Origin of the sequence: Undibacterium pigrum, from assembly GCF_003201815.1 — a bacterium.
Taxonomy (GTDB): Bacteria; Pseudomonadota; Gammaproteobacteria; order Burkholderiales; family Burkholderiaceae_D; genus Undibacterium; species Undibacterium pigrum.
Map to the genome: position 1 here is coordinate 1487610 of NZ_QJKB01000001.1, position 12784 is coordinate 1500393.

A 12784-nucleotide genomic window follows, 5' to 3' on the forward strand; every position below is an offset into this window, starting at 1 on the left:
AAATCAAAAACTTAAAAATCAATACTCCCTGCCAGTATATTCATTTTTAATGATTTATCCTGATTAGCGATAAAAAGTAAATTGTAAATTACTAATTTGCATATCAATATAAGAATTCAATTGATTGATATGCAAACCATTTTTGCTGATTTTGTTGATCTCTGGCTTACTTTTTTTCGTATTTGGAAAACAGGCGACGCCAGCCTTCGTGGCCCAGTTCGCGCATGGTTTCCATGTTCTTTTCATAGATCTGCTCGGCTTCCGGGAAAGCTTCCACTGCCTTGTCTATGCTTTCTTCGCGCAGCAAATGCAAGGTGGGATATGGCGAGCGATTGGTATAGTTTTCTATATCGTCTTGCTCAGTACCGGCAAACTGATAATCAGGATGGAAGCTGGCAACCTGCAGGATGCCGTCCAACTCCATTTCTTCCAGCATGCCATCGGCAACATCCAGAAAATCATTGAAGTCGAGGAAATCATTCAAGGCCAGTGGATGAATGAGCAATGTGGTTTCTATCTTCTCTGGATTGGCTTCGGCCAGTAGTTCAAGCTCGCGTTCCAGGTCTTCCAGCAAGGCCTCTGGTGTTTTGGCCTGGCTGACAACATAACGCACTTGCTGTTTGACTTGCACAGCCTTTGCGAATGGACAGAGGTTCAAGCCGATGACGGCCTTGTCCAGCCAGGCCGCGGTTGAAGAGATAACGTCGTCGGTATCGATGAGATTGCTAGGCATGATGTGCATAAAAAGGGGGAAGGCCCGAGGATACCATGCCAGATTTTCAGATGCATGACATCCGACAATTTTGCATGAGATCGACGAGCCTTCCGTGCTTGCGCCCTGCTCTCAGCTTTTACTTCGCCTCACCAGCGATTGCCTTGTAGCTTACAGCGCCAAGTACTGCACCGACGATAGGAGCAAGCCAGAACAGCCACAATTGCTGCAAAGCCCAGCCGCCTACATAGATGGCGACACCGGTACTACGCGCAGGATTGACTGAGGTATTGGTGACAGGAATACTAATCAGATGGATAAGAGTCAGACCAAGGCCAATCGCGATAGGTGCAAAGCCTTGTGGTGCGCGGCTGTCTGTAACACCCAGAATGATGACCAGGAACATCATGGTCATGACCACTTCTGTGACCAGCGCTGCCACCATGGAATAACCGCCAGGAGAATGCTCGGCAAAACCATTTGAAGCAAAACCACCAGACACATCAAAACCGGCCTTGCCACTGGCTATCAGGTACAGGACGCCACCAGCAACGATGCCACCCAATACCTGGGCAACGATGTAAGGCAGCAATTTATTCGCTGGAAAACGGCCACCAGCCCACAGGCCGATAGAGACAGCCGGATTCAAATGGCAGCCAGAGATATGGCCTATCGCATAGGCCATGGTCAGCACCGTCAAACCAAAAGCCAGTGACACACCGTGCAAGCCTATGCCCACACCAGGAAAAGCCGCTGCCAGCACGGCACTGCCACAGCCGCCCAGCACCAGCCAGAATGTTCCCAAAAATTCAGCACCATATTGTTTCATTTTTACGCTCACTTTTCTAAGGTATGAGATTGCCCGGGTTCTGTACAAGGAATTTGCAAGCACCCAGCACAGTGAGCAACAATATAACAAAGCTATATTGCTGTATTGTTAAAATATGTAATGAATTAAACATGTTTTTCAAAAACAATACACTTCCCTCGCAAAATAAAAAAGCGAACACCTTGGTGTTCGCTTTTTCAATGATCTGCAAACTGGTCAAGCTTGCAATGTAGCTTGCAATGTATCTAGCGCATCAGATTTCTTCGTACAGAGGCAAAGTCAGGAATTCGGCAAAGTCTTCGGAAGTCGACATCTGTTCAAAAATTTGCGCAGCGCGGTCATAGGTAGGACCTGTGCCAGCTACTTCTTTGACCTTGGCCAATTCTTCAGGGATCATCGCACGCACCATGTCGGCAGTGACCTTGCGGCCATCTTCCAGATTACCCTTGGCAGAACGTATCCATTGCCAGACTTGTGAGCGGCTGATTTCTGCCGTTGCGGCATCTTCCATGAGGTTATGGATAGGCACGCAACCGTTACCGGCCAGCCATGCGCCAAGGTAATGGATGCCGACGTTAATGTTGTAACGCAGGCCCGCTTCAGTGATTGGTGTTTCTGGCTGGAAGTTCAACAAGTCTTTGGCGCTGACTTCGATATCAGGGCGTTGTTTGGAGATTTGGTTAGGTGCGTCGCCCAATACTTTCTTGAACTCTGTCATCGCCAGTTCTACCAGGCCAGGGTGAGCTACCCAGCCGCCATCGTAGCCGTCAGTTGCATCGCGGGCTTTGTCATTGCGTACGCCACCCATGGCGATCTCGTTTTTCTCTGGATCGTTCTTGATAGGAATCAGTGCTGCCATGCCACCAATTGCCGGAGCATTACGCTTGTGACAGGTTTTCAGCAACAGCAGTGCATAAGAACGCATGAATGGTGCTGTCATCGTGACCTTGGCGCGGTCTGCCAGGCAGAAGTCTTTATCGTTCTTGAATTTCTTGATACAAGAGAAGATGTAATCCCAGCGACCTGCGTTCAGGCCAGAGCTATGCTCGCGCAGTTCATACAAAATCTCATCCATCTCGAAAGCAGCAACGATAGTTTCGATCAGCACTGTCGCTTTGATGGTGCCTTGTGCCAGGCCGATTTCATTTTGCGCCATGACGAAAATATCGTTCCACAGGCGAGCTTCCAGATGGGATTCCATCTTGGGCAGATAAAAGTAAGGGCCAGCGCCGCGTGCCAGTTGTTCTTTGGCGTTATGGAACAGGAACAGGGCGAAGTCAAAAATGCCGCCAGAGATGCGTTTGCCATCGACCAGTACATGTTTTTCATCAAGGTGCCAGCCACGTGGGCGCACGACCAGAGTAGCGATCTTGTCGTTCAGTTTGTAGGATTTGCCGTTTTGTTCCAGGCTGATGGTGCGGCGCACGGCGTCGCGCATATTGATCTGGCCTGTAATCTGGTTATCCCAGTTTGGCGTATTGGAATCTTCAAAGTCTGTCATGTAGCTGTCAGCGCCAGAGTTGAAGGCGTTGATGACCATCTTGCGCTCTACCGGGCCAGTAATTTCTACACGGCGGCACTCCAGCGCTTTGGGGATAGGCGCGATCTTCCAGTCACCTTCACGGATATGGCGCGTTTCTGGCAAGAAGTCTGGTGTTTCGCCAGCATCCAGGCGCTTGGCGCGTTCTACGCGAGCAGCCAGCAATTCCTGACGGCGTGGCTCGAATGCACGGCTCAGTTTGGCAACCAGGGCCAGGGCTTCCGGCGTCAAAATTTCGGCAAAGCCTGGCTTGATTTCGCCGCTGATTTGCATGCCTTCAGGTAAAGTCAGTTGTGTCATTGTGGTCTCCAAAAATGAATTAAAACGAAATCAGTTGCGGTGTTTTGCGATAAAGGGAATCAGGTCTTGCAGCGTGCGCCCTACGCCATGCGGCGTCACGCCCAGTTGTTCCAGCGGTGCGTTTTGCCGGTTGACCCAGAAGGTGGTGTAACCAAACCAGGTGGCACAACAGGCATCCCAGCAATTGCTGGATACAAACAGGATATTTTTTGCTGGCACACCAAATACATCAGGTGCCATTTGATAGGCCTCAGGTGCGGTCTTGAATTTCTTGACGACTTCGACCGACAGCAAGTGGCTGAATATGCCCTGCATGCCAGCCGCATCGACAGCCGACTGTAGCATGTGCAGATTACCGTTCGATAAAATCGACATCTTCATGTCCTGCGCCTGCAAGGCTTGCAGGACAGCCAGGTTTTCAGGAAAAGCTTTCAATCGCGCATACTGCCCCATCAGGGTATTTTGCGCATCAAGATTCAACTCCAGCCCCAGTTTTTGACAACTGAAGAGCAAGGAATCCTGCGTTACTTCCCAGAATGGTTTGTACATGCTGCACATGGTGCGCAGGCGGGTGTACTCAATTTGCTTGTCACGCCAGAGTTCTGCCAATACCCGCCCCTTGCCGGGAAACAGCTTGTCTGCCTGTTCGCTGATGGAATACACATCGAACAGAGTACCGTAAGCGTCAAAGGCAATGGCAGAGATGGGCATGGTTTTAGCAGGAACCTTATTTGGCTTAAGCCGTAAATTTAAAAAATTGAATAGCAATCATCATGAAAGCAGTATATTCAATATAAAATACTATAATCATCGAATTTCATCACTACATCTTTTCATTTTAGTTGCAAATGAAAAGATAAGAAGCCAGGTTCTTATGGATCAGTTCAAACAAATTTCCACTTTTGCTGAAGTGGCAACACGCGGCAGCCTGTCGGCAGCAGCCCGGGCTGAGGGTGTAGCCCCTGCCATGATAGGCCGCCGTCTTGATGCGCTGGAAGAACGCCTGGGCGTCAAGCTCTTGCAACGTACTACCCGCAAGCTGGCGCTGACCAATGAAGGCGAAGCCTTCCTCGAAGATTGCCAGCGCATACTGGCTGATCTGGAAGCGGCGGAAGGCGCAGTGTCTGAACGCAGCGCCCGCGCCAGCGGTACGCTGACTATTTCAGCCCCGGCAGGTTTTGGCCGCCAGCACGTGGCACCACTGATGCCCTCTTTTTTGAGTGAGCATCGCGATGTGAAGCTGACGCTGAGCTTGAATGACAGGGTCGTGGACTTGATCGGTGAAGGTATAGACGTGGCGATACGCATAGCCGCCCTGACCGACTCCAACCTCATAGGCGTCAAGCTGGCTGACAACAAGCGTGTGGTAGTAGCCTCACCCGCCTACATCAAACGCCACGGTACACCGCAAACCCTGGACGAACTCAGCAAACACAATTGCCTGGCTTTCAGTGCCGATGGCAGCCAGCGCGGCTGGACTTTTCGCCAGAACGGCAAGAATGTCACGCTGAAGGTGGAAGGCAATATGGTCTGCAATGACGGTGAAGTCTTGCATGACTGGGCGCTGTCAGGCAAGGGCCTGGCCTGGCGGTCCATGTGGGAAGTGGGTGCAGAAATTGAAACCGGCAAGCTGATCACTGTGCTGGATGAATTCAATGCGCCGGGCAATGATATCTACGCGATATTCGCCCAGCGCCGTCACCTGCCCTTGCGCATACGGGCCTTCATCGACTTCTTGCGCCATGCCTACAGCCAGCCCAATTACTGGAAAAAATCCTGAACAAGCTTCGCAGGTCAGGATTTTCCCTTATCGCCGCATCACCCTATCGCCCTATGGCAAACAGCACTGCATTATTAATCGCATATACCGCACCGTCTGCTCCTATGGCTGTGGGCGTATAGGATTCACCCAGGCCACTGGTCAGGCGTATTCTCTCGCTGAGGGTATTCGTCGCCAGGTCCCAGCGATATAAATAGCCATCTTCGCTGTTGACTACAATAGAGCGGGTAAAAGGGTCGACGGCTGCCGTATTGATGCACCATTCATAAACGCCGCCCGGCCAGTTGGGGTCAGGTGTTGCGCCCAATATGGTCAGGACTTCTGTCATGACCTGCTGTTCCGAGATACTGTCTTTCTGACTGGCATTCGGGTCAAGTATCGCAATCCGGTTTTTTGAATCACCAGAACCTGAGCGTGCGTAGTTATTGTATTTGACCATGATCAGATAGGGTGAAGTTCCACGATAACTGGGAACCATGCTGGTGGGCACGATGGATGCCGTATCATCCCAGCCAAAGGAACCTGGTAATTTTGTTTGCGACAAGTCAGCATTAAAATGCAGCATCCAGCCGCGCTGGTTATGCGCGTTGACCGTGGTTTCCAGTACACCTATATACACATCACCATCTGGGCCTATGGTAGGTGAAGCCGTACTATCATCTGAGATGAAAGCTGCGGCTTTTTCCTGTGGATCCATGAGGCGCACCCTGCTCTTGACTGCCAGCGTGGTGCTGTCCAGTGCCAGCAAGTAACCTGCCTGGCGTACACCAGTAGCCGCATTGCCATTGACGACGACATACAAGGTTTTTTGATCAGCCGAGATTGCCGGTGCGCTATTTGTTGCTGGTTTGACGATGCTGGTGTCATCAGTCATGCCTGCCACGGCCATCCATGTCGCCTTGCCACCAGCCGTGATACGGACAAAGCCACTGCTTAAACCAAGAGGGCTGCCAGGTACTGCAATAAAACCAAAGTAGATATTATTTTGTGCATCTGCCGTGATGGGCGTATTGATGAAGACCGAGGCATTCATCAACACCTTGTCGGCCGCATATTTGGCGTCGCCATAGAACACCAGAGTCTGGGTAGTTGCAGTAGCCGAGTCAGCATCATCACGGTAGTACACCTTACCACCAGCACCGGGAGCATAGATGCGGTTGCTGCCAGTCAGTGTAAGGTTGTAACTGGGTGTCCAGCGATGAGCAGGCATGATGTAATCGCTGGGCACACTCCAGATTTGTGCGCCCGTAGTTCCTGAACGCGCTTCAAACCTATAGACGTCGGCAGCTTCAGACTTGACCGGCAAGATGACGGTATTTTTTGCGGTGATGACGGGTGAGCCATAATGGTAAAACAAATAGCCTGCCGTCGAATATTGCGGTGCAAGATCGACGCCCGTCCTCCACAGTATGCGGTTCAGTGGCTGAGTGGCGATGCCGGAGATTGCATCATGCTGGGCATTGCGTCCAAAACCAGACCAGGCAGGGCCATTGACCTGAGTATCTCTGGGAGGAATGACATCGCCACCTGTGACAACACTACTTCCTCCGCCGCCACCACAAGAAAGCAAAGTAATGATGGACGTCACAGCCAGCAGGTACTGAAGTGCTCTACCTTGCCAGACGTGCCGACTGTTTTCATTGATATGCATATAAGCCTCGCTCTTATTGCACTGGAAAGCTACAGCTCCCGGGAATTCAGCACCTAGACCAGGAAAGCACCTGTGTCAGATTGACTTAGTTTTGCCTGAATTTCAAGAGCAATGTTTACTGTAGACTACAATCTGCACACATCGTTCAATCCAGCCTGAGCTCATGGACAAGAGATTAGTATCCATCACCTTATTCATCGCCTGCTGTTGCAGTTTGCTGCTGGCTTGCGAGCGCAACAGCAAAGCGCCGGAATCAGCAAACTCTGGCCAGGCACAAGCACAAGTACTGGCTATTTTGTCGTTTACCGCAGAAAAGCCCATAGTCAATGCGGGAGAAGCCAATCAATTGCAGTGGCAGGTACAAGGCGCAAAGAAACTGCAGATCAGCCCCGACATAGGTGAAGTCAGCGACAAGCAAAGCATCACCGTGCATGCCCAGCTCAGCACTGAGTACACACTGACCGCCATCGACGAGCATGGCAATACCAGCATTGCCAGCCTGACAGTGGATATCAATCAGGCTAGTGCAGTACTAAAATCTTATCCCATCATTTTCGTCACACAAGTGCCGCTGCAACAGGATAATGCAGCGCGCCTGTCGGCTTTTGCCAACCATACGACGGATGTCAGCAAAGTACCACGTGGCGGAGATTTGATGCTGCGCTATCCGGATGGCAGCTTACGCAATCTGACCAGAGAAGCAGGTTTTGGTGTCAGTGGTTTTCAGGGTGCAAAGGCCATCGCCGTACGTGAACCATCCATACATTGGGATGGTACTAAAGCGCTGTTCAGCATGTTGACAGGTGCGCCATACCAGGCAGACAAAGCAGGTAAGCAAGGCAAAACATACTGGCAAATCTATGAAGTCAGCGGACTGGGTAAAGATCAAAAGGCCATGATCAGAAAAATCCCTTTTCAGGATGCCAACTACAATAATGTCTCGCCACTATATGCCAGCGATGATGCCATCATTTTCACTTCAGACCGTCCTTATAACGGCCAGACTCATCTTTACCCGCAACTTGATGAATATGAGGCCACGCCCACGATCACCGGCATATGGAGCCTGCCACCTGGTGCCAAACAAGCGCATTTATTGAACCATACACCCAGCGGTGCATTCAGCCCCATCATAGACAGTTATGGCAGATTGCTGTTTACCCGCTGGGACCATTTACAGCAAGACCAGTTGGCAGATCGCGACCGTGATGCACAAAACAATGGTCTTGCCCTGCCCTTTCACTCTTTCAACTATGCAGATGAAAGCTTTGATGCGCATAAATTATCTCAGCGCACAGAAGTCTTTCCAGAATCGCGGGTAGGCAGCAGCGGCCCTTACGGAAAAATAAGTGGCTTCCGCAGTAATTTTTTCACCATCTGGCAAATCAACCAGGATGGCACGGGAGAAGAAACCTTGAATCATCTGGGCCAGCATGAACTGGCTTTTGGTGCCATGTCTGCCAGCTTTAGTGATGATGCATATTTAAAGACGCAGAGCGTGACTGGCTTGCAGGCCAATCGTCTTGCCCTTCGGCGCGAAGCAGGCTTGTTTCATTTGCGTGAAGACCCGCTGCAGCCAGGAACTTACTACGCAACGAATGCACGTGAATCAACGTCCTATACTACCAATCACTTGCTTAAGCTGCAGGCCAGTCCGGACATGAATCCAGAGAAGATTACTCTCATCCCCATCACTGCAACGGCTGCCAATGACATATTGCCGGGTGGCCGTTACCGCAATCCCCTGCCATTATCGGATGGTGAATTTGTCGCCAGCCATACTTCCGATATGCTGCCACCAGTAGAGGGCAAGGGTTTGACAGACCTGCGCCTGAAGTTCCTGAACATGATTGACAAAACCGGCTTATATATCGCTGGCCAGCCGCTGACTGCTGGCTTGCATAAATCACTGAGCTGGCAGGATGGCAAAGAAAAGAAGAGCTATGAAGGCTTGCTCTGGGAACTGGAGGCAGTAGAAGTCAGGCCACGACCCAGACCACGGCGTGCCACCTCACAACTGGAAGCACCAGAACGTGCCGTACTGGCAGAAGAAGGCGTCAGCGAAACGGCATTGCGCGCATGGTTACGCGACCATGAACTGGCCCTGATTGTGACACGTGACCAGAGCAGTCGTGACCGTGCAGATATGCAGCAGCCTTACAATTTGCGTGTCCCCGGCGACAAGAAAACCATCTCAGTCACAAACAAAGAGGCAAAGGTCTACGATGTTTCTCACTTCCAGATAGTAGAAGCCAGCCTGCTCAGGGCTTATGAAAACAGGCCAGGGCGCCGGGTACTTGCCACCATCACCGACTTGCAAAAACTGAATAATCCAACACTGAAGAATGCGCCACCGGGCAGCGTGAAAATCGCCAGTGACGGCTCCACTGCCGCCTTTGTCCCTGCGGGTAAAGCATTGAGCTGGCAGACTACCGATGAAAAAGGCAATGCCATTGTACGCGAGCGCAACTGGATTACTTTTCAACGCGGTGAAATGCGCGTATGCGCATCTTGCCACGGCGTGAATAGCCAGAATCAGGCAGGCCTTGCTACGCCACTGAACAAGCCTCAGGCCTTGCGGGAATTACTGGGATTATGGAAGACGCTGCCCAAATAAGATTACCGGGCATACGGGACAGAGTGACCGATAGTGGCCGAAGTTGGCGAGATTTTCTGCATCAAGGCTGACCGTTCTGCCTTGATGCAGATGCAGGCAAATCTTAAAACTCTTCCCAGTCATCCTGTCCTGCAGGTGCGGCTGCCTTGGCTGTATTTCTGGAAGCAGCTGCGGGCGCAGGTGTCGCAGGCAAGGATTTTACTGGGGCACGTTTGACAACCGGTCTTTCTTTAGGCGCTGCTTTGACAGGTGACGCTACTGCTGGCTTATTGCCAGTATCACTCCCATCAATCTTGAAGATGCTGACAGCATTGTTCAGATTATTTGCCTGATCCCGCATGCTGCTGGCAGCTGCTGCAGCCTGTTCCACCAACGCCGCATTTTGCTGCGTGGCTTCATCCATCTTGCCTATGGCAAGGCTGACCTGATTGATACCATCTCTTTGCTCGGCACTGGCAGAAGTAATTTCTGCCATGATGTCTGCCACGTTCTTGATTGAGATGACGATTTCATCCATGGTCTTGCCCGCATCATCGACGAGGCGTGAACCTACTTCTACCTTGTCGACAGAATTACTGATGAGCTCCTTGATTTCTTTGGCTGCATTGGCAGAACGTTGCGCCAGATTGCGCACCTCGGTTGCCACCACGGCAAAGCCACGGCCCTGCTCACCAGCGCGCGCCGCTTCAACCGCAGCATTCAAGGCGAGAATATTGGTTTGAAAAGCAATGCCATCAATAACACCAATAATATCGACGATTTTTTTCGAACTCTCTTTGATCGATGACATGGTATGCACCACATCACCAACAACCTGGCCGCCTTTGCTGGCAACATCAGAGGCATTCGATGCCAGCGTACTTGCCTGGCGCGCATTATCGGCATTTTGTTGCACAGTCGAAGTCAGCTCTTCCATGGAAGAAGCGGTTTCTTCCAGGCTGGCGGCTTGTTGTTCAGTACGGCTGGACAAATCCATATTACCGGTGGCGATTTCTTCTGAAGATACCGCGATGGAACCGCTGGACTGTCTCACCATGGTCACAGTTTGCATGAGACTCTGGCGCATGTTTTCCAGGGCAGAGACCAGTTGCCCCATTTCATCCTGGGATGTTGGCTTCAACTGTTGTGTCAGATCACCGTTGCCTATGGCTTGAAACTGATCAATTGCCAACTTCAAGGGGCGAGAGATAGCGGCCAGTAAATAGTAGGCTGAGATAAATACCGCAACCAGACCACCGATCACACCCAAAACATCTACCCACAGGAAAGTAGTAAACGCACTTTCACTTTGCTTGAGTGCATTGGCTGCGCCAGTAAATTGATATTCACTAAGCTTGGCCATTTTGTCAGAGTAAGCACTAAACGCAGGAGGCACAAGCTTCATATTGATGTTGTCGGCCTCTTCCTTGTTGCCAGCCTTGATGGCATTGAACATGGGAAGGTGAGCAGTCTTGATGTAATTGTCACGTAAAGCGACAACCTCATCTGACAATTTTTTTTCTTCGGCATCTTGCGGCAGGGAGAGATATTTTTTCCAGTATGTTTCAGACTGGTTAAAAAAATCCTCTGAACGCTTGAGCGTTTCAGCATTATCCGGGAATTCGGGATGAGCAATTGCCCTGTCCAATGCAGTCCTGGCACGCAGAATAAAAACGCGGGATTGCCCCATCGCTTCTACCGAGGGCAACTGATTGGAAAAAATTTCCTTGATGACGGCGTTGCTATTTCTTACGCCATATATGCCCATCAATCCACCGACGACCAACATGATTGCCATGAAGGCCATTGCACCTATCAGTCTTAACCTGATTGTCAGATTGAACATCTTCACTTCCCCTTTTAACGTTCCAGTTTGGAACAAGAATACAAAAATTCTTCTTGAGAGTATTGATCCGAGACAACTTTAGTGCATCTGCTGCAAATTAAGTATAAATAAGTTTGCAAGTATTGGGGAAAGAAAATTTTGTCTTATTGTAAAAAAAATCCCCGATAAATCGGGGATTTTTTAGAGCAAATCTGGTGTGACACCAGATATTAGCATACTAGCAAAGAAGCAATTAGATTGCTTGGATGTTAGAAGCTTGCTTGCCTTTAGGGCCTGTCGTTACTTCGAAAGAAACGCGTTGGTTTTCTTTCAAAGATTTGAAGCCGTTAGATTGGATAGCGGAGAAATGAGCAAACAGATCTTCACCGCCTTCATCTGGAGTGATGAAGCCGAAACCTTTTGAATCATTGAACCATTTAACAATACCTGTTGCCATTACAATTTCCTATTTCAGTTAATGTGGGCATATGCCCGATAGATCGTTTCAACCAAGTAAGAAATGACAGACTGATACTGCACTACCACTTTGAATCTCAACGACTGAACGATTATACGCAGAATTTCGGGAAAAAGTAAAATAAAACACTACACACTCAATTAATCTTGCGTTTTCAGAGGTAAAAACCGGTTTTCAGACACAAAATCTGTCATGCAATTGTCATATTCCTTCTCTCCCTACCGAATTACAGTCTTTAATTAAGTTTGCAGCCAAAATGGGCGGTGCGCTTATCCAGGAAAGCCGACACACCTTCCGCGAAGTCTGGTGTCATCGTGATGGACGCAAAAGCTTCGATTTCGTCGTTGACCTGTTGCTCAAGAGAAGTCGCATCTGACTGATATACCAGGCGCTTCATTCGGGCATAGGTTTCCTGCGGGCCTCGCAGCAAGCGCATGGCCAGCTTCTCGGTCACATCTTTCAATTGCTCTGGTGGCACCACAAGATTAATCAAGCCAAAAGCCAGGGCTTCGTCGGCATCAAAATTCTCTGAAAACAATAACCATTCGAGCGCTTTGCGGTTGCCTACCAGGCGCGGCAAGAACCAGGTGTTACCTACATCAGGACTGGCCCCTATCTTGGCGTAGGCCATATTAAAGCGTGTGCCCTTGGCAGCAACAACCAGGTCAGCCGCATTCATGGTGCCCATACTGCCACCGGCAACTGCACCATGGACAGAGGCAATGACTATCGCAGGTAACTTATGCAGCCGCAATATTGCCTGGTTCAGCTCGGCACCAATTTCACGTATGGCTTCGGGGGATGCAGGGTCACCGGGCTTGAAGCTGGCGATGTCACCACCAGCGCCAAACACTTTGCCCTCGGCACGGATAATGACGACGCGTATGCTGCGGTCTTCTGCCAGCAACTCGGTCAACTGGTTCAGGGAGCGTATCTCTGCTGCCCCCATCACATTCATGCAGTGTGGATTATCAAAAATGATGGTGGCCAGTCCATTGGCTTTTTCAAGACGTATGCTCATCTCATCCTCCTTGTTTTAGCTATATCTACATCCTAGTAACAAGTGAGGAGAA

General features: G+C 50.2%; 10 protein-coding genes. 2 read left to right on the forward strand and 8 right to left on the reverse strand.

Annotated elements, in window-relative coordinates; all coding sequences use genetic code 11:
* Positions 1–166: 166 nt before the first annotated feature.
* The 4 genes from DFR42_RS06660 to DFR42_RS06675 form a co-directional block, all read right to left on the reverse strand.
* Positions 167–733 carry a DUF1415 domain-containing protein gene (locus DFR42_RS06660; RefSeq protein ID WP_110254278.1) on the reverse strand — a complete coding sequence of 189 codons (567 nt, stop codon included), beginning with the start codon at positions 731–733 and terminating at the stop codon, positions 167–169.
* 118 nt (positions 734–851) lie between these two features.
* Positions 852–1541, reverse strand: a complete 690-nt coding sequence (gene aqpZ, locus DFR42_RS06665) for an aquaporin Z (RefSeq protein ID WP_110254091.1) — start codon at positions 1539–1541, stop codon at positions 852–854.
* Positions 1542–1794: 253 nt separating this feature from the next.
* Positions 1795–3381 (reverse strand): malate synthase A, encoded by a 1587-nt coding sequence (gene aceB / locus DFR42_RS06670; protein ID WP_110254092.1) that lies wholly within the window; start codon positions 3379–3381, stop codon positions 1795–1797.
* A 30-nt stretch (positions 3382–3411) separates the two neighbouring features.
* Positions 3412–4092, reverse strand: coding sequence for a haloacid dehalogenase type II (locus DFR42_RS06675; protein ID WP_110254093.1), 681 nt, complete (start codon positions 4090–4092; stop codon positions 3412–3414).
* 163 nt (positions 4093–4255) lie between these two features.
* Between DFR42_RS06675 and DFR42_RS06680 the strand changes: the two genes are divergently transcribed.
* Entirely contained in the window at positions 4256–5161 is a 906-nt protein-coding gene (locus DFR42_RS06680; RefSeq protein ID WP_110254094.1) for a LysR family transcriptional regulator, read from the forward strand.
* A gap of 43 nt (positions 5162–5204) precedes the next feature.
* Here DFR42_RS06680 and DFR42_RS06685 read toward each other — a convergent pair whose 3' ends face one another.
* Positions 5205–6812 carry a hypothetical protein gene (locus DFR42_RS06685; RefSeq protein WP_110254095.1) on the reverse strand — a complete coding sequence of 536 codons (1608 nt, stop codon included), beginning with the start codon at positions 6810–6812 and terminating at the stop codon, positions 5205–5207.
* A 163-nt stretch (positions 6813–6975) separates the two neighbouring features.
* On the opposite strand from DFR42_RS06685, the gene DFR42_RS06690 reads away from it, so the two are divergent.
* Positions 6976–9429 carry an HzsA-related protein gene (locus tag DFR42_RS06690; RefSeq protein ID WP_110254096.1) on the forward strand — a complete coding sequence of 818 codons (2454 nt, stop codon included), beginning with the start codon at positions 6976–6978 and terminating at the stop codon, positions 9427–9429.
* A gap of 103 nt (positions 9430–9532) precedes the next feature.
* Here DFR42_RS06690 and DFR42_RS29855 read toward each other — a convergent pair whose 3' ends face one another.
* The 3 genes from DFR42_RS29855 to DFR42_RS06705 all read right to left on the reverse strand — a co-directional run bounded on the left by DFR42_RS29855 (position 9533) and on the right by DFR42_RS06705 (position 12732).
* A complete protein-coding gene (locus DFR42_RS29855; RefSeq protein ID WP_110254097.1) occupies positions 9533–11254 on the reverse strand; it encodes a methyl-accepting chemotaxis protein in 1722 nt (573 codons plus the stop codon).
* 232 nt (positions 11255–11486) lie between these two features.
* Positions 11487–11690, reverse strand: coding sequence for a cold-shock protein (locus DFR42_RS06700; protein ID WP_007878889.1), 204 nt, complete (start codon positions 11688–11690; stop codon positions 11487–11489).
* Positions 11691–11946: 256 nt separating this feature from the next.
* Positions 11947–12732 (reverse strand): enoyl-CoA hydratase/isomerase family protein, encoded by a 786-nt coding sequence (locus tag DFR42_RS06705; RefSeq protein WP_110254098.1) that lies wholly within the window; start codon positions 12730–12732, stop codon positions 11947–11949.
* Positions 12733–12784: the final 52 nt, after the last annotated feature.